This window comes from Beggiatoa leptomitoformis (assembly GCF_001305575.3).
Taxonomy (GTDB): Bacteria; Pseudomonadota; Gammaproteobacteria; order Beggiatoales; family Beggiatoaceae; genus Beggiatoa; species Beggiatoa leptomitoformis.
The window spans coordinates 3,984,183-4,002,762 of record NZ_CP012373.2; the positions used below are offsets into that span (position 1 = coordinate 3,984,183).

The following is an 18,580-nucleotide window of genomic DNA, read 5'->3' on the forward strand; positions in this document are numbered from 1 at the left end:
GTTTTCCGCATGACCAAAACGTTATTTCCTGCCTTTTCTTTCCTCCTGTCGCCACGCCTAGCAGTGATAGTAAACTTAATTCTATCTGCCATTATTGGTTATGCAGTGGTACAACTGGCTCTCTATTTAATTGATAAACAAACGATTAAAACATTGCCCATTCCACGCATGGCAATGACAACGACAACATCACCTGTCAAACCGCAGCCCTTATCTGTAGAACCCTTGTCTGGTCTGTTTGGACAATTGGTTATGACCGAACAACCCGCATTAAATACAACGCCACCCGATACCCCCTTAAATTTGAAACTGCATGGAATTTATTTTAACGATGAAAATCCGCAATTATCCTACGCCATGATTGCAACGCCTGATAAAGCAGATAAAACAGGACATTATAAAATAGATGAAGTATTGCCTTCAGGGGTGACTTTACATCAAATTCATGCAAAATACGTTATCTTAATGCGCAATGGACGCTATGAAACCTTAAGATTATTAAATAGTTCTACCGATAACAAAATAATAACACCCAGTAACAGCAATAACACAACCGTTATTTCCCCGCCACCATTACCCACAACCACCACAACCGACAATAGCAGTAATACCCTTTCGCCTGAAAAATTATTAGGTGGGTATCAACAACAATTAAAAACCAATCCTGCCGCATTGATGAAATTGGTTAAAGCCATTCCTGCATACGATAACGGACAATTTATCGGTTTACGCTTAAAACCGGGCGATGATGCCAATGTTTTTGAAAAGTTTGGTTTACAAATGGGCGATGTTTTAACCGAAGTTAATGGAACAGTTTTAGATTCGCCCCTAACAGGACTGGGTTTAATGCAACAATTAGCAACGGTTGACCAAATAGCCATTAAAGTGTTGCGCAATGGACAACCCGTTGATTTATCCTTTCGAATAGAACCATGAGAAAAATTGTCTGAACCAGAATTTACCGAATTACTGGGCTAAGCTCAGCTTACACTTTACGCGGCGCACCGAATATAGAACCGATTTGAAGTCTTTAAAAAGAAGCGAGCCGTTTAATCAGAAGTCTGATAAAAAACAGTTTGAGTTTAGCATTAGCATTCTCAAGAGTCCGTTCAAAGTTCTTAACCAACGACCTACATCGCTCTACCCAAGCATTAGAACGTTCTCTTGCTTTAACGGGCTCAAAGCCTGTTTTACCTTGCGCTAACTTTTCTTGCTTAGAGGGGCTCAAACTCGTTTTTATCCATAATTTCAGGATAAATCCTAACTCTTCCAAAATACGTTCTGAGTCATAGCCATTGTCTAAGAGAATTGTCGTTTCAGGCGCATCTAAGGGCCTATCCGAACATCTCAATCAAACCGACATCATCACTGATATTGGCTTTTGTTCAATGTGTAAACAAAGGAAATAAACTATCCACGGCTAAATGTCTTTTAATACCATCAGTGGCTTTGTAAAAGCAAAAGCCCTCACTTTGACAGCTCGCGAGACAGGTATTTTTCACCGCTTGGGAATCCACCCTAATCAGGTTTGCGTGCGGTGGTTTTCATGTAAGCGCGCCATTGGCCATTGTTTGTAATGCCAATAGACTGTTGAATACGGTGGGAAGTCTTTGGGAAGGTCGACCCAATGACAGCCATTTTTGAGCTGAAAGCATGGCATCAAACAGAAGGCGATTGTCCCATTTCTGAGAACAGGTTTGCTTTTTCTTGGGTAATCATTTAATAGGAATTCAATGACTGCCCACTCTGCATCATTCAGACTACTTGAATAAGAACTCATTTTGCTTGGATTCTGTTTTGTTTATCTTTATACATTTGATACTAGACTTCAAATCGGTATCTACAAAAGATATTGATAAACCCAGCACTACGCAAAGTGGTCGGCTGGAGCACCAAGTTAGGAAATAAACTTGGTAAGTTTTTCTGCTATTCTATCTGAGAGGGACTCTTGGCTATTAATATTCTTTAAAACTTCCATAAACCTTTCAGAGTCAGTTTTTTGGTACATGTATTGAACATCAATATTTCCGTTTTTGGCATCTTGGTATCCTCTATTGTATGCCTCCTTGATTCTTTTGGTACCAGGAAGAAAGAACATGCCAAATTTTTGTTTCCCATTTTTGGCATCATTATAGCCATTCATATACCAAACAGCGGGATCATGTGAGTCAAGGAAATTCATGCTACTCTCCTAATGTTCTGTTCCAGAGTTAAAAAAATACTAAAACTTTCTTCCATATTGCTGCTCTACTTCTCGAATAGTATGGTACATATCAGGAGGAGAATCATTTTCGAATCGCTTTTCATAAGCTAAAAAAACTTTCTTCTCAGCAGAAGAAAACTTTTTCCGTATAGACTCAGGTGGAAACTCATCAAAGTCATGATATTTTGCTATTTCTTTTCCCGCTCTAGTAATATCTATAAAATTCATTGTGCTAGTTTGGCTAGCATCTGGAAAATTAGTTTTAAAAGTTTGGATATCTTTTCTAAATTTAAGATCAGAAAAAACACCCGAAAAGAGGGAAAAAATACCCATGTTTTATCCCCTTATATCATCTGGTTTTCGGTTTATTTTAGTATATTACATTCATATTTACGTTCCAGATATAAAATATGCCTGCTAATATCGGGTGGATTTCCTTTATCAAAGGTAACGAACCTATCAGAGTTAAGCATATATGCACAGTAATGTTTAAATACAAAAAGTTCTACTTCAGAGAGATTCTGCCAAGGAATAGTTTTATATACACTAAAGTGGTGTTTTATTTCTATAATGCGCCCAGCTTGTAAGATATTTAAAAACCTCATTGCATCCTCATGCTCTGCATATGAATATTGAAGATAGAATGGCTGTAAGTCAAAAGAATACCCAACAGCTTTAAATGTTTTGTAGATGGCAGAAATTGCATCATAAGCCTCTTTTAGGGCATTATAAAGAACATAAGTATCTGGCATATTTCTCTAAATCCATGACGCAAAAATAAAAACCGACCTGAGCTTTGTCGCTCTTTAATATCAAAATATTTTTATCCCACTACACCATCTGATTTTCTTTTCATTTTAGTGTACTACATTAATACTAAAAGACAAGAAAATTAATTGCTTTTAAATTCTGGTAATTGTGTTAATTCTGAAAATCCTGATTCAGACAATCTTTAATAAATTGTCCGATAAATCCTAATTCAGACAGTCTTTAATTTCAAATAAGGAGAAAAATAGATGTCCTTATCCATTGGTCTTGTTTTAACAACGATTTTACTTTTAGCCCTTATTATTTTTGGCGTGTTATTCCTTATTTTTCACTTTTTTAAGAAAGTAGAACAAGGAAAGGCTCTCATCGTCAACACCATGAAATCCGAACCGATTGTCACTTTTACAGGACGCATGGTTTTACCCGTTGTGCATAAAGCTGAAATAATGGATATTTCTTTAAAAACCATAGAAATAGACCGGCGCGGGCGTGAAGGTTTAATTTGTAAAGACAATATTCGCGCTGATATTAAAGTCACTTTCTTTGTTCGCGTGAATAAAACCCCTGAAGATGTGTTGCGCGTTGCCCAATCCATCGGTTGCGCACGCGCATCTGACCAAAAAACCCTAGAAGAATTATTTATTGCCAAATTCTCCGAAGCTCTCAAAACGGTTGGTAAACAACTGGATTTTGAAGATTTATATAAAGAGCGGGATTCTTTTCGCGACAAAATTATCGAACTTATCGGCACGCACTTAAATGGCTACGTCTTAGAAGATGCGGCCATTGACTATCTTGAACAAACCCCGTTAACGGATTTAGACCCTAGTAATATCCTTGATTCACAAGGGATACGCAAAATTACTGAACTAACGGCAAATCAAAATGTCCTGACCAATGAATTTAAAAATCAGGAAAAAATGAAAATCACCAAACAAAATGTCGAAGCCAAAGAAGCCATTTTAGAATTAGAACGACAACAAGCCGATGCTGAAGCACGCCAAACCCGCGAAATTCAAAATGTTCGCGACCGTGAACAAGCAGAAATGACCACCATCGCCGAACAAGAACGCTTGCGCGCCGAAACCGCCCGCAAACACACAGAAGAACAATTAGCGATTCAGGAAGAAAATAAGCAACGAGAAATAGAAGTTGCGGGACAAAATCGCTTGCGGGTGGTGAGTATTGAAGCAGAACGGGTAAAACTTGCGCAAGAACAAGAGATTGTTGGTCGTGAACGAGAAATAGAATTACAACGCATAGAAAAAGAAAAAGCCTTAGAGGAACAACGGCGCGACATTGCCCACGTTATCCGTGAGCGTGTTGCCGTAGAAAAAACCGTTGCAGAAGAAGAAGAACGCACTAAAGAGTTGCGGGTTTTAGCCGAAGCGAATCGCCAAAAACAAGTCAAAATTATCAATGCAGAAGCGATTGCCCAAGAGGTATTAGTGACGGATATTAAAGCGGCTGAAGCCTCACATGAAGCTGCAAAGTTTAAAGCCTTAGAAAAAATCACCCTTGCTGATGCCGAGCGGGATACAGCGGATAAACTGGCAATGGCAAAAATACGTTTAGCTGAAGGCGTTCAAGCAGAACAAGCCGCTTCTGGGCTGGCGAATGTGAAGGTAAAAGAGGCTAATGCGTTGGCGATTGAACGCGAGGGCGTTGCACAGGCAAAAGCCTTGTTAGAAAGATTGCAGGCTGAGGCAACGGGCGAAGAACAGAAAGGACTAGCGCAAACGCGAGTCAGAGATGCGCAAATCGTATTAATTGAAAAAGATGGCGCGGCGCAAGCAAAGGCTTTATTAGACAAGTTGCAAGCCGAAGCGTCTGGTGATGAACAAAAAGGCTTATCACAAGCGCGGGTAAAAGAGGCAATGGCGAGCGCGTCAGAAAAACAAGGCATGGTAGAGGTTAAAATTAAAGAAGCAGACGCACAAGCCATTGAGAAATTAGGGATTGCAGAAGCAAAAGCCTTGCAAGAACATTTATTAGCAGAAGCGACAGGCTTGGCGGAAAAATTCAAGTCATTAGATGCGTTAAGTGAAACGGGCAAGGTACACGAAGAATTCCGCCTACGGATGGAGCAACAGTTACAGGTGGAAAAATTGCGTATGGATGCGCAAAAAGTCACGGCTGAAATGCAAGCGGCTGTGTTAGGCGAGGCGTTAAAAACCGCTAAAATTGATATTATCGGCGGAGATAGTCGCTTTTTTGAGCAAATTATCAGCGCGACTTCTATGGCAAAAGCAGTTGATGGTTTTGTAGAAAACAGCCAAACCACGCAGCAGTTGTTTAAAAATTATCTTGCTGAAAATGCGCAAGGGGATTTAACAGTGGATTTAAAGGCGATTTTAAGTAATCCTGCGTTTTCCTCACAAGATTTACAAAATTTAAGTCTTGCCGCTTTTTTAAGTAAATTAATCTCTCACAGTTCGCCAGAACAACAGGGGAAATTAACACATTTGTTACAAGCAGTTAAAAAAATGGGTGTGGGTGAAACGCATTTGTAAGGATTAAGAAACGGTCTGAATCAGGATTTTCAGAATTGACCGAATACCCAGAATTTGAAAGTATTGATTTTCTTGCCTTTAATTTTGGTTGTTCGGCAAGTTCTGATTTAGACAATGATTTAGACAATACCAGTACCATCAAACTTAATAAATAGCCTGATAATTATGAATAAAATAACAGAAAGAACGCTTTACCATTATATTAATGGGGAAAAAGTGGGCGGGACAAGCGGACGGTTGGGCGATATTTTTAATCCTGCAACAGGGGAGATTTGTGCAAAAGTTCCTTTAGCAAATAAAGCAGATGTGCAACAAGCAGTTCAGGCAGCGGCAGCCGCATTACCCACGTGGGCAAGTACACCGCCGTTACAACGAGCGCGTATTTTGATGAATTTTCGGGCATTAGTGCTACAACATCAAGATGAAATTATTACGGTTATGTCTCAGGAACATGGGAAAACCTTGCCCGATTCTTTAGGCGATTTAACACGTGGTTTAGAAGTTGTCGAGTTTGCGATGGGAATTCCGCAGTTGTTGAAGGGGGATTTTTCCGAAAATGTGGCAAATGCGGTAGATAGTTATGCTATTCGTCAACCTGTTGGGGTTTGTGTGGGGATTACGCCATTTAATTTTCCCGCGATGGTACCGCTATGGATGTTTCCAATTGCGCTTGCTTGTGGCAATACCTTTGTGTTGAAGCCTTCGGAAAAAGTTCCCTCTACTAGCTTGTTATTAGCTGAGTTATTGACAAAAGCAGGGTTGCCAAAAGGGGTTTTTAATGTGGTGAATGGTGAAAAAGAAGCCGTTGACACGTTATTAACTGCACCAGATGTTGCCGCGATTAGTTTTGTTGGTTCAACACTGGTTGGTGAGTATATTTATAAAGTGGGTTGTGAACAGGGTAAACGGGTGCAAGCCTTGTGTGGGGCAAAGAATCATTTGGTTGTTATGCCTGATGCGGATATGAATCAGGTAGTGGATGCTATTATTGGCGCGGCGTATGGGTCGGCAGGGGAACGTTGTATGGCGATTTCTGTCGTTGTGCCTGTGGGAGAGGAAACGGCGCAACGCTTACGGGAATGTTTGATTCCGCGTATTCGTGCTTTAAAAATAGGGGGATATACGGATGAAAAGGCTGAAATGGGTCCGTTGATTACGATGCAACATTTACAAAAAGTAAAAAGCTATGTTGCGTTAGGTGTGGATGAGGGCGCGGAATTGGTCATTGATGGGCGCGATGTGCAGGTTGTTGGTGGGGAAAAAGGGTTCTTTTTGGGCGGTTGTCTGTTTGATCATGTGACGGCAAACATGCGGATTTATAAAGAAGAAATTTTTGGTCCTGTATTGGCGTTGGTGCGGGTTGAGAGTTATGGGGAAGCTGTGCAATTGGTGAATGCGCATGAGTATGGTAATGGCGCAGCTATTTTTACTCGTGATGGTGATTGTGCGCGGAATTTTACCCATACGGTAAATATTGGCATGGTTGGGGTAAACGTACCTATTCCTGTTCCTGTCGCTTATAACAGTTTTGGCGGTTGGAAACGGTCTTTATTTGGTGATCATGCGATTCATGGGACGGAAGGGGTGCATTTTTATACGCGCTTAAAAACGATTACGACACGGTGGACAACAGGAATACGGGGTGCGCAATTTCATTTTAAAGGGGGGAGTGAGCATTAAATTGTTAATGGGGCTTTATTTATGTTGTTTTTTTATGCCGTTAAACTTTTAATGTTCTGATTGATTCGCTTCTTTAGCAAAAATACAAACGGATACTACCGTTTTGAACGGTGTTATCCGTGTTATTTTTACAAGGGGGATTATTTAATCCTTCTATAATTTTTACTTCTTTTCTGAAAGTAATTTTTCAATCCGACTTAACCGCTCTTCCATCATTTGTTGATGTTGTTGCATGGCTTGTTGCCCACCCATCATAGGCATAGATTGTTGATACGTTGGGTTAGCCTGCATCATAGCGGGCATGTTTTGTTGTGTATAACCAGAGGGATAGGCAGAATAATAAGCCGATTCATCACCCATCGACATCGTCTGTTCTTGACGTAATGCCCGCATCATCATCTGACTTTCTTGCATTTGTTGCTGGGTTTTTTCTATCTGGGCATTAATCTGCTTTTGCCGTTCCATGGGGTCTTTGATTTGCCGAATTTTTTCCATTTCAGCCTGAATCATCTGCCAACTGGCTTGACGTTTTGCCATCATATCCATCATCGCAGGATTCCCCTGCATCATAGGATTCCCTTGCATCATCATGGGATTACCTTGCATCATAGGATTATTTGGTGCAACGGTTGCGGGTGGCGTGGTGGTAGAAGGGGCAACAGGGGTTTCAGCTAAAACGCTGGTTGTGCCTACTACAAAAGGGATAATCGTGATTAACAATGATGCTTTCATGGGAGTTGCCTCGCCTCAAAATGAGTTGTGATGAATGTTGTATAATGTTCAAGTCGTTTTGATGTCGACAAAATCTGTCCTAGATAAACTACATGAGCAGTCTAGCATAAATAAGCAGACACTAATATTAATTGATATTAATATACTTTCAAAGAAATCAATGTGGTGTGACGCAACGATAAAGGCATTGTTATTTCAGGCACACGGGTAATAAATCCTGTCGGTTATAAAAGCGGACGCTCTTGAGGCTCGGGAGAGGGTGCGGTGGGAATTGGTGTGGTTGTTGTGACAGACCCCGCTTGAATATCGCCACGAATTTCTGCGAGGTTTTCATATTCGTCGAAAAACAGCACAATATGGCGTTGCTCTCTTTCAGCGTGTCCTGCTTTATAACTATAAAAATAATCCCAACGATTTTTATGGAATGTGTCAATGAGCAAAGGCGGACCCAGAATAAAGCGGACTTTTTGCTCGGGCATCCCAATTTGTAGTTGGCTAACCGTTTCTTGCGTGACAACAACGCCTTGTTGAACATCAATTTTATAAACGGCGCAACTGGATAGTAATACGCTACTGATAAGAATGAAAAACTTTTGCATTATCAACGAATGCCTCTATCATAGTGTCAATGAGTCGGATCATAGCGCACTACGGATAAAAACACATCACCATAGCGGAGTTTCTCAATGGAAAGTCAAGATTTAAAAAAGGCAGGATTGAAGGCGACTTTACCACGAGTGCGCGTCTTACAATTGTTAGAAAGTAGTGACCAACGACACATGAGTGCAGAAGATGTGTATAAATCACTGCTAGAAACAGGGGAAGACGTTGGACTTGCAACGGTATATCGCGTATTGACGCAATTTGAAACAGCGGGTTTAGTCATTCGCCATCATTTTGAAGGGGGCTTATCTGTTTTTGAGTTAAATCAAGGCAGTCATCATGACCATATTGTGTGTACACGTTGTGGACACATTGAGGAGTTTACCGATAGAGTCATAGAAGAACGTCAACAAGCGGTTGCTGCTCAAAAGGGGTTTGCTATCAAAGACCACTGTTTATATATCTATGGTTATTGCCAAGATTATGAAAATTGTCAAAACTATAAGGACTATGCGTTCAGTGGTTGATGACAGGGGCGACCCTTCGCCCCGCATTTGTTAGGCCGTCACCAGTTCAAAACACACTTCGCCTATGTCGTTGTTGGCAATACGCAGTTGATAACCTGTCTGGGCAATCTGTTGTGCCGCATGGTATAAGCCAATCCCAAACCCTTGTTTAGAAGAGGCGACTGGTTGATTTAAGAGTGTTTTTGCAATATCTCTTGGAATTTCCGAACCGTCATCACACACGGTTAAACGTACCCCTTCCCGATTAATCGTTAGTGTTACATCTATATTTAAATCAGGTTCTTGTGTTCTTTTCAGCAAGGCGTTTTCTAACAAATTTTCTACCACGTTATCAAACGCATCTTCAGGAATCAAAATATTTTCCACATCAACCGCATTGTGAAAAATGACGTTACGTTTTCGATAACGAGCTTGTAAATTATCCCACCAATACAACACGGGAACGGTGATAGAAGCGAATTCTGCGGGTTTTTGCAACTTGTCTAATGTCCGTTTTAAACGTTGTGTTAAACGGGGCATTTGTCCTTGTAACAATCGTTGTGTATCCCCAAATTGGGCGGGCTGACAGGTTTCAATTGCGGAACTAATTGCATGAAGGGATTGCAATAAGTTTTTAATATCATGCGTTAATTTTGCCCCTGTCTCATGAATTGCTTGTAAATGCGCTTGTTGTGCAAAAGCATCTTCGCGGCGTTTTGCTTGGTGAAAGTGTTCTAATAATTGAATCAGTATTTTAACGTGAAAATAATTACTACTGCTGATACGGTAATAGGCATAAACTTTTACTTCAATGCTTTGAAATTCAATTTCAATAAAATGTTTGGTATCAATTTTTCCTATTGTGCCTTCACCATACAGAGAATGCCACACAATACCCGAAACCCAAGGCAAGGTTGATAATTGCTCAAACCCTGAATATAAAAAGGCTTGCGGGTTTAAGTTTCGATAATTACCGGGTTGTGCTAATCCATCCAGCCATTTTTCAAATGAGCTACCAATATTTAATAAATGGCGCGTCCATAGCTGTTCTGCACCTTCTTCCCCCGCAATTGTTGCCCACAACCAACTGACAGCTAAGACAAAAATAGCAATGGCTAATGACATTTGAAACACAGCAACAGGATAGCTGATGTGATTATGATACATAATAACCAAGCTACCTAAACCAATAATTATCATTAATAATGAAAGTGTTAGCCCATGAAAAAAATCTAAATGATAGCGATGCTCAAAGCTATCATCTGTACTAATAAATAAGAAACTCAATGGAATACATAATAAACCATAACGCAATAATGATTGCGAATCCACACGCACCCAATCAACGACGTGCATTGTTTCATCAGGTAATAACAATTGAGGAATATTAAAAATAAATAAATTGAGGGTTAAAAAAATAATGGCCGCCATGTTGACGAAACGGTCATGGGGCTTTACTAAATCCCTGCCTCCCATTAAACCTAATAACATAATTTGCCAAATAGTAATTAATAATGTATTAGAAAATATGATAAAAATTAGCGCGCCTATACTCAATAACAATAAACTTTTTACATTTGCAGGTTCACCCCGTCCCCAAAAAGGTTGCCAAATCACAAACGCGCCAAAATGCGCCAGTAAAATTAATCGGGAAAAAATGCCTGAAAAATCCCACCATAAAGCAATATGTAATGTGATTAACATTAACCCCAATAAACGGTGTTCATGCTTAGGTGGAATGATAAAACTGTTGTAATGTTCCATTATATAGAAATTATCCAATTGAAAATACTTAAAATTATTTAGGCGCGTGACACATAAACGCTTTAAAAAAGAGAAGTAAGAATATCGCGTATTTTATTAGAAAAGCATATTAAAGTAAGATATTTATCACAACAATAAAAATACAGACCGCGCGGACAAGGCCTGTATTTGTCTTGATGTCGGCACTTTCTACGTTTGTTCAGTACATTTTTTTTAACTCATCTCACTTGTTTTTAACGGTAATGTATGTCAATCACTCAGGAAATAAACATGTTAGGCGTTACATGGATAGACGTTTTAGCCGTTTTATATTTTTTAATTTGCTGGTTTAGCTATGCACACTTTGCATCGGTTAAAACACAAAGTAATCCTAGTTTATACAGTGTGTTGCATGATTATCGTTTAGAGTGGTCAAGACGACTGATAGAACGAGAAGTACGTATTATGGATTCTAACCTAATCGGCACATTACACCGTAACGCATCATTATTGGTTTCAACAACGATTTTTATTTTGGCAGGCTTGATTGCTGTTTTAGGCGCGACAGACCGCGCAATGCTCATCGCTGCAAGTTTGCCGTTTACGGTCACAACAACGGCGGGTTTGTGGGAGCTAAAGGTGCTACTGTTAATAATTGTCTTTGTTCACGCTTTTTTTAAATTTAGCTGGGCAATGTGGCAATTTAGCATTGCAACGGTATTAATGGGCGGTGCGCCAAATACAACGGATAGTGAATCACTTAAACAAGATTTTATAAAACGGCATACGCTTTTATTATCGTTGGCAGGGACAAATTTTAATCACGGATTACGCGCTTATTACTTTGGTATTGCCGCGTTAACATGGATAGTACATCCATTATTGTTTATTCTTGCGTCTAGCTGGGTTGTCAGCGTATTGTATAAGCGCGAATTTCGTTCACAAAGTTTGCGTATTTTGCTTGAATAACGTGAATTCTATTACATTGAATAACTTCCCCTTTTACATCTCTAACGTAAGCTCCATCATGCGCCCTAATTTGTTATCTCTCTTCTTTAAAAGCAGTTGGTTGTTATTTTTTTGTTTGTGGATGAATACCAGTGTTGCTGCGACGTTACAAGCCATTTTAGTTATTGAAGATGACTATAAGGACACTGACTTAAACAGTATTTCTGATTCGATAAAAGTAGATTACGGTAACTTATCCAAGTTATTAAAAATACTGGATGAACGTGGCATTATCAGCGTGAAAAAAACCGTCTTGCGTGGACGACAAGCAACTTTAGCACGAATTCAAGAAACCATTGATAAAACAACGGTTGATGCAGATGATGTTTTGCTATTTTACTTTAGCGGACATGGTGGAATGGAAAAGGGCAAAACCTTTTTATACACCGCCGATTCTGCCAATTTAGACCGACAGAATTTAGAAAAATCCATTGTGGCAAAAAATGCCCGTTTAAAAATCATCCTGACAGATGCCTGTAGTAATAGCATTGATGGCATTGTAGCAATGCGCAGTATTGCCAATAAACGCGCAGCAGCAACAGGCGAGTTTGATGAAATTTATCGGGATTTATTCTTAAAAAGTACAGGATTATTACATCTGAGTGCCGCGTCTGAGGGCGAATATGCGTGGTCAGATAACCAATTGGGGGGCTATTTTACTTACTATTTTATTAACGAAGGATTGTTAAAAAAACCCAGTGCTTCATGGGAAACTGTCTTTAAAAATTCGCGGGATAAAACCTTACAAATGTACGGCTTATTACCCGCAAGACAACGGGCAGAGTTAAAAGCCGAAGGCATTAAGGGACAAACCCCCAAAGCCTTTGCATTACCTGCTTTTTTAACCAATGTAGAATCCCCTGCAGACACAGAAACCACAACAAACACAACATCTAACGCCACGATTACCATAGAAAACTTGACTGATGAAACTGTTACTTTCTATCGTGACATAGACCCAGAAAATGATGAGGATGATGACCCACCCATCACACTGGCATCTAATGCAAAAACTACTGTGCCTGCAAATAGTCTTTTGTATTTTCAAGCTAATAAAAAAGACATGTATTACTATGAGTTAGATGCCAACGATTATTATTTTGACAAGGATGAACAACAGACATTAGACCTTTATGCGGTTGATGGCGAAGAAATTTCGGATAAACCTGATGCCGATAAGCAATATAACAAACTTTTAACGGCTGAGTGGGAGTGGGACGATGGGGAAACTGTCGTTTTCACGACTTTACAAGCAGATGGCACATTTATCGACCGCGATGAAGCTGACCGCGTTATTACACAGGGAAAATGGAAAATTGAACCTGTAACAGATGAAGAATCAGGCGAAACCGAATCCGAACTGATTTTTGAATTACAAGAAGACGGTGAACCCGTTAAACTCAGCTACAGCATTGATTTTTTAGATGATGATAATGTTCGTTTAGAGCTGGTGGAAGAGCTAATTAATGATGAAGAAAGCGAATTTGATGAAGATGCCGATTTAACCGTCATGTTATATCGCCATTAAATTGCTGGTTATCGTATCAGTACCACGGATAACACCGCTAGAAACGCGGGTATCCGTGTTACTTTTAACGCCGTTAATTCCGCGCTATTTTCCGTACCCATAAAGGGGAAAGTGGTTGATTACTGCTATACCATGCTATATGCGTTGTTGTTTCAGGCGTATAAGCAAAACCATTCTGATAAACCCCCGCCATTAAAGTATCAAACCCCGTATGCGGTAAATCTCTCACCTCTGCATAACGTTCATCAGTAGTTAACTCAATTTTTACCAACGCTGGGCTAGTACCATGCAACAAATACAACACCGAACCCGTCTGCCAACTCATTGCCTGCACAGAAACCATATTCCATGCTAACCACGCATTATCCAACACCGTTGTTTGCAAATTGGGCAATGGACGACTTAAACGTACCGATGTAATTTGCTTTGTTTCTAATGCAATCCGCCACAAACTACCATTACTAGCGATTCCAATTAGCTGTTCTGCCGATTTATTCAACACTAACGCATTTAAAGGCTGCGGTAACGTTACCCAGACGCGGGCTTGTAAATCAATCGGGTCAACTCGATAAATTTGATAACAATTCATCCCGCCCACATACGCCGCCCCTGATGAATCTAAAACCAGCGCGAATAATGGCGGTTGGCATTGTGCATGACTGGGCAATAAAATTTTATGCAATAACTGCTGATTTGCTAACGTATAAATCGTCAACATGCCTTGATCCAATGCCCATAACTGCTGGCGCGTATTATCCACACTCAAGCGCAACGCATGTTGTCGCCCGTCGCTGTAGGGTAATTGAAACTTACCCTCAACTGTCCCATCTGCCTTTACAAGGTTTATCGACGCATCGGCATAACTGCCGACCAAGAAAACATCTCGATTTGCCCAATAAGCAAGACTGATAGGGTAAAATGGCTTGCTGATGGTCTGCTCTTCTGACTGGCAGGCAGATAACCAACTTATAGAAACAAGCAATAATGCTACTCTAAAGATTGGCATCATGTTTCCCTCACTTACGGTTTAGTTATGTTGTAACAATAGCGAAACCGTTGGGAACACAACAGATACAGTTTTTCATAAAAAACGACAACCTGTACTGGTTTATCTACCTATACAGGACAGTCCAATCATGGATTATATAACCGACAACGGGGCTATAAGATGAGCAAGTTTTCTTGCAACATCTTATTAAACAAGATAGCTTACACATTAACACTGAATAACATGCGCAACTCATGGAGATTGGAGAGCCTTGCATGAAAGAATCCATTATCTGTTTTATTGGTGGTGGCAATATGGCAAGCAGTTTAATTGGAGGCTTGCTACAAACGGGTGTTTCTGCAAATAATTTACGGGTTGCTGATACTAATCCCAACGCACTCGCCAGCTATTTCCCTATTCAAACCTACAATGACAACCTGCAAGCAATACAAGATGCTAATGTTATTGTCCTTGCTGTAAAACCCCAACAAATGGCAGAAGTTGCCAAATCCATCGCAACCGCACTGCCCGAACATCCCCCCCTGTTTATCAGTATCGCTGCGGGTATTCGCATTGCCGACCTCAATCGTTGGCTGGGTAAAGACCGTGCAATCCCCATTGTTCGTGTCATGCCCAACACGCCCGCGCTGGTACAAAGCGGTGCTTCCGCGCTATGCGCCAGTACCCACGTTAGCAAACAACAACATGAACTGGCTGAAAATATTTTACGTGCTGTCGGGCTAACCGTTTGGCTTACTGATGAAAACATGATGGATGCCGTTACCGCACTATCAGGCAGTGGTCCCGCCTACTTTTTCCTTCTTATGGAAATTTTAGAAAAAACAGGGGTACAGCTCGGACTGCCACAAGAAACCGCCCGTTTACTCACACTACAAACCGCATTTGGGGCAGCTAAAATGGCATTAGAAAGCAGTGAAGATGCGGCAACCCTACGCGCCCGCGTCACCTCCAAAGGTGGAACAACAGAACAAGCCATTAACACCTTACAAGCCAGTGATATTCAAGCCCTGTTTGACCGCGCCCTACAAGCAGCACAAACACGCGCAACCAGCATGGCAGATGAATATGGGGAACAAGCATGAGTCCTGTTACTAATGCGCTGGTTTTTCTAATTAATGCGTTATTTGGGCTTTACATCCTGCTCATTATGCTACGCTTTCTCCTGACTTTTTTACGGATACGTTTTAATGACGCAAGCACCCTTTTTTTACTACAACTAACCGACCCACCCCTAAGAATTTTATACACCTTTATCCCACGCTGGCGCACGGTTGATATTGCTGCACTGGTTTTAATTCTCGCACTCACCTTTATAAAACTGCTACTCACCGTTTACCTCTTTGGACAGTATGCAAGTTTTACTGCACTGATATTGCGTACTATTTTGGATACGCTATCGCTCGCGTTATACGTCTTTTTCTGGGCAATTATTTTGCGGGCTATCCTCAGTTGGGTAGAGCTACTTACGCAACAATCGCTTTATAACAATCCCGTTGTCCGTTTGCTAGATAATCTCACAGAACCATTATTAGCCCCTGTTCGTCGTCGTCTGCCACCAACACCGGGAATAGACATCTCCCCTTTAATTGTTGGCATTCTGCTTTATGCAGGTATTTTGCTACTCAGTTGGTAACTAATGGATTTTTATCGTTGGGAAGGAGAGGATTTAATCCTCTCCGTACACGTACAACCTCGCGCCAGCCAAACCGCCATTGTTGGCGCGCACCAAGACCGCCTAAAAATCCGCACGACAGCCGCGCCTGTAGAGGGACAAGCCAATGCGGAAATCATCAAATTATTAGCAAAATCTTTCGGGGTTGCTAAATCACACGTTATTCTTTTACAGGGTGACACCAGCCGAGATAAACGTTTTCGGATTCAATCGCCTAAAAAACTACCTGATTTTATATCTGCACAACATTAGCCCTTGTTAGGTTTTTAAATCTCTCATGGTTTTTGTCATCTTGACGTTATTTAGAACAATAGTCAGATAACTAATAAAAAGTTATTTACCACAAAAGTTTTTTAAGGACGCATCTACTTGTAATTTTAATGTTTCTTCTTGGGCAAGTTCTAAGGCTTTTTTCTAAATGCAGTTCAGACCTTGAAATATTAGAAAATACTATTTTGAGCACTTTTCTTTAAGTACTGTTGCAAAAAGTTTTTTCAATTCTGCTGTTTGAGATACATCAAAACCTTTATGCAGTGCTTCGCAAAATGCCTCAATCTTTCCTGCTTGCATTTGTAACAAACCTAAAACAAGAAAACTTTTTGCCAAATCATCGCCAAATACGGTAGGCGCGATTTGATTTAGCGAGGTTCTAATTTCAATGGCTTTTGTGATTAATAACAAAGCTTCATCAAGACGGCTTGTATCACTTGCTACTAACAGGGCAAGGTTATTGAGCGTTTGAGCGACATTAGGGAGATAGACAGCAGGTTGTTTGTCGGCTAAGTCATGATTAATGTTTAAGGCTTCTTGGTAATACTGTTCTGCCTCTGCCCGACGGCTTGTATCCTTTGCTACTAACACAGCAAGGTTATTGAGTGCAATCGTGACATAAGAGAGATAGACAGCAGGTTGTTTGTTGGCTAAGTCACGATAAATGTTTAAGGCTTCTTGGTAATGCTGTTCTGCCTCTGCCCGACGGTTTGTATCATCTGCTACTAAATTAGCAAGGTTATTGAGCGTTTGAGCGACATCGGGGAGATAGACAGCAGGTTGTTTGTCGGCTAAGTCACGTCTAATTTTTAAGGCTTCTTGGTAATACTGTTCTGCCTCTGCCCAACGGCTTGTATCATCTGCTACTAAATTAGCAAGGTTATTGAGCGTTTGAGCGACATCAGAGAGATAGACCTCAGGTTGTTTATTGGCTAAGTCACGTCTAATTTTTAAAGCTTCTTGGTAATGCTGTTCCGCCTCTGCCCGACGGCCTGTATCATCTGCTACTAAACTAGCAAGGTTATTGAGCGTTTGAGCGACATCGGGGAGATAGACAGCAGGTTGTTTGTCGGCTAAGTCACGTCTAATTTTTAAGGCTTCTTGGTAGTACTGTTCTGCCTCTGCCCGACGGGTTGTATCACTCGCTATTAATAGTGCAAGGTTATTGAGCGTCCGAGCGACATCGGGGAGATAGACAGCAGGTTGTTTGTCGGCTAAGTCACGTTTAATTTTTAAGGCTTCTTGGTAATACTGTTCTGCCTCTGCCCGACGGTTTGTATCACTTGCTACTAATATAGCAAGGTTATTGAGCGTTTGAGCGACATCGGGGAGATAGACCGCAGGTTGTTTGTCGGCTAAGTCACGTCTAATTTTTAAGGCTTCTTGGTAGTACTGTTCTGCCTCTGCCCGACGGGTTGTATCACTCGCTATTAATAGTGCAAGGTTATTGAGCGTCCGAGCGACATCGGGGAGATAGACAGCAGGTTGTTTGTCGGCTAAGTCACGTTTAATTTTTAAGGCTTCTTGGTAATACTGTTCTGCCTCTGCCCGACGGTTTGTATCACTTGCTACTAATATAGCAAGGTTATTGAGCGTCCAACCTAAATCATTTAAATGGGTTTTATCTGTTTCTACTAAGGGGCGTAACCAATTTAAGATTGTCTGGTACGTTAGGATTGCTGTGTCGCGGTCACGATAGGTTCTTGGTGATTTTTGGAGTGTATCTGCATAGGTAATGGCGTATTCAAAATTCTCAGGACGTAATTCATACGCCTTTTTTAAATGTGGATAGGCTTCATTCGGTTTAAAGGCAGCCAGTGCAACGCGGGCTTGTGTAAAATGTGCTGCTGCTTTTAAATCAATTTGCTTTTCTACTGATTCCAAAGCGGCTAACAGTTTATCCAGAATCTGTTTTGCTTTTTCCAATTCAGCGGTTGATAAAGCCGTTTGTGCTTCTGTGAGTAATTGGGTTAAGTGTTCATCCGTTTGCGCATTCACCTGTGCTTGCAAGTTTTCGTATGCTTTTCGCAATTCGTTGTAATTCTTCACAACTTCTTCAGCAATTTTGGTTTTATCAACCAATTCATTTCTTTCTTCTAAATATTTAATGCGTTGTTCATATAAATCGAACAATTTCTTTTCAAGTTCAGATTTTTCTTGCTGTGTTTGCTGATGTACTTTGGGGTCAACACCACAAATAATCGTAACATTCGCCCCTTCAGAATTTTGCACAAGAGAATTACAATATCCATCAGCCTGTTGGCTTTGGTCATTAAACGCATAAACAGGGGGTAATATTGCCCAAATAGCTAAACAAATTGTTGTACGGCGCATGATAGTTCTCG

18 protein-coding genes are annotated in these 18,580 nt (G+C 40.7%); 9 read left to right on the plus strand and 9 right to left on the minus strand.

The genetic code is table 11. The features are described from left to right. Positions 1 to 9 precede the first annotated feature (9 nt). Entirely contained in the window at positions 10 to 936 is a 927-nt protein-coding gene (locus AL038_RS16980) for a type II secretion system protein N (protein ID WP_062154846.1), read from the plus strand. Positions 937 to 1,522: 586 nt separating this feature from the next. Here AL038_RS16980 and AL038_RS18985 read toward each other — a convergent pair. From AL038_RS18985 to AL038_RS17005, 4 genes are all read right to left on the minus strand, one after another. Beyond that, on the minus strand, positions 1,523 to 1,780 hold the full coding sequence (locus tag AL038_RS18985; RefSeq protein WP_083991569.1) for a transposase: 258 nt from the start codon (positions 1,778 to 1,780) through the stop codon (positions 1,523 to 1,525). A gap of 117 nt (positions 1,781 to 1,897) precedes the next feature. Beyond that, complete coding sequence (locus AL038_RS16995; RefSeq protein WP_062154848.1) at positions 1,898 to 2,182, minus strand: hypothetical protein; 285 nt, start codon at positions 2,180 to 2,182, stop codon at positions 1,898 to 1,900. 39 nt (positions 2,183 to 2,221) lie between these two features. After that, positions 2,222 to 2,536, minus strand: a complete 315-nt coding sequence (locus AL038_RS17000) for a hypothetical protein (protein ID WP_062154850.1) — start codon at positions 2,534 to 2,536, stop codon at positions 2,222 to 2,224. Between the two features lie 32 nt (positions 2,537 to 2,568). Continuing rightward, on the minus strand, positions 2,569 to 2,955 hold the full coding sequence (locus tag AL038_RS17005; RefSeq protein ID WP_062154851.1) for a hypothetical protein: 387 nt from the start codon (positions 2,953 to 2,955) through the stop codon (positions 2,569 to 2,571). 264 nt (positions 2,956 to 3,219) lie between these two features. Between AL038_RS17005 and AL038_RS17010 the strand changes: the two genes are divergently transcribed. Beyond that, positions 3,220 to 5,484, plus strand: coding sequence for a flotillin family protein (locus tag AL038_RS17010; protein ID WP_062154853.1), 2,265 nt, complete (start codon positions 3,220 to 3,222; stop codon positions 5,482 to 5,484). Positions 5,485 to 5,649: 165 nt separating this feature from the next. Further along, a complete protein-coding gene (locus AL038_RS17015) occupies positions 5,650 to 7,164 on the plus strand; it encodes a CoA-acylating methylmalonate-semialdehyde dehydrogenase (protein WP_062154855.1) in 1,515 nt (504 codons plus the stop codon). Positions 7,165 to 7,326: 162 nt separating this feature from the next. Here AL038_RS17015 and AL038_RS17020 read toward each other — a convergent pair whose 3' ends face one another. Then, positions 7,327 to 7,896 (minus strand): hypothetical protein, encoded by a 570-nt coding sequence (locus AL038_RS17020; protein WP_062154857.1) that lies wholly within the window; start codon positions 7,894 to 7,896, stop codon positions 7,327 to 7,329. Between the two features lie 224 nt (positions 7,897 to 8,120). Further along, positions 8,121 to 8,495: an outer membrane protein assembly factor BamE gene (locus tag AL038_RS17025; RefSeq protein WP_062154859.1), complete on the minus strand. Its 375-nt coding sequence runs from the start codon at positions 8,493 to 8,495 to the stop codon at positions 8,121 to 8,123. 87 nt (positions 8,496 to 8,582) lie between these two features. Here AL038_RS17025 and fur point away from each other — a divergent pair, with 87 nt between their 5' ends. Further along, on the plus strand, positions 8,583 to 9,026 hold the full coding sequence (gene fur / locus AL038_RS17030; RefSeq protein WP_062154861.1) for a ferric iron uptake transcriptional regulator: 444 nt from the start codon (positions 8,583 to 8,585) through the stop codon (positions 9,024 to 9,026). Positions 9,027 to 9,056: 30 nt separating this feature from the next. Here fur and AL038_RS17035 read toward each other — a convergent pair whose 3' ends face one another. After that, complete coding sequence (locus tag AL038_RS17035) at positions 9,057 to 10,769, minus strand: ATP-binding protein (RefSeq protein WP_062154863.1); 1,713 nt, start codon at positions 10,767 to 10,769, stop codon at positions 9,057 to 9,059. Positions 10,770 to 11,015: 246 nt separating this feature from the next. Here AL038_RS17035 and AL038_RS17040 point away from each other — a divergent pair, with 246 nt between their 5' ends. Both AL038_RS17040 and AL038_RS17045 read left to right on the plus strand, forming a co-directional pair. Then, positions 11,016 to 11,717: a DUF599 domain-containing protein gene (locus AL038_RS17040; protein ID WP_083991570.1), complete on the plus strand. Its 702-nt coding sequence runs from the start codon at positions 11,016 to 11,018 to the stop codon at positions 11,715 to 11,717. A gap of 58 nt (positions 11,718 to 11,775) precedes the next feature. Further along, positions 11,776 to 13,284 carry a caspase family protein gene (locus tag AL038_RS17045; protein ID WP_062154868.1) on the plus strand — a complete coding sequence of 503 codons (1,509 nt, stop codon included), beginning with the start codon at positions 11,776 to 11,778 and terminating at the stop codon, positions 13,282 to 13,284. Between the two features lie 73 nt (positions 13,285 to 13,357). On the opposite strand, the gene AL038_RS17050 is transcribed toward AL038_RS17045, so the two are convergent. Then, complete coding sequence (locus AL038_RS17050) at positions 13,358 to 14,293, minus strand: hypothetical protein (RefSeq protein ID WP_145917127.1); 936 nt, start codon at positions 14,291 to 14,293, stop codon at positions 13,358 to 13,360. Between the two features lie 254 nt (positions 14,294 to 14,547). On the opposite strand from AL038_RS17050, the gene proC reads away from it, so the two are divergent. The 3 genes from proC to AL038_RS17065 are packed head-to-tail and all read left to right on the plus strand — an operon-like array spanning position 14,548 to position 16,217. After that, positions 14,548 to 15,375 (plus strand): pyrroline-5-carboxylate reductase, encoded by an 828-nt coding sequence (gene proC, locus AL038_RS17055; protein WP_062154872.1) that lies wholly within the window; start codon positions 14,548 to 14,550, stop codon positions 15,373 to 15,375. Continuing rightward, the gene (locus AL038_RS17060; RefSeq protein ID WP_062154874.1) at positions 15,372 to 15,926 is read left to right on the plus strand and encodes a YggT family protein; all 555 of its coding nucleotides are present in this window, start codon (positions 15,372 to 15,374) and stop codon (positions 15,924 to 15,926) included. Before proC ends, AL038_RS17060 begins: the two co-directional genes overlap by 4 nt. A 3-nt stretch (positions 15,927 to 15,929) precedes the next feature. Then, the gene (locus AL038_RS17065) at positions 15,930 to 16,217 is read left to right on the plus strand and encodes a DUF167 domain-containing protein (protein WP_062154881.1); all 288 of its coding nucleotides are present in this window, start codon (positions 15,930 to 15,932) and stop codon (positions 16,215 to 16,217) included. A 198-nt stretch (positions 16,218 to 16,415) separates the two neighbouring features. On the opposite strand, the gene AL038_RS17070 is transcribed toward AL038_RS17065, so the two are convergent. Next, positions 16,416 to 18,569 (minus strand): tetratricopeptide repeat protein, encoded by a 2,154-nt coding sequence (locus AL038_RS17070; RefSeq protein WP_062154883.1) that lies wholly within the window; start codon positions 18,567 to 18,569, stop codon positions 16,416 to 16,418. Positions 18,570 to 18,580: the final 11 nt, after the last annotated feature.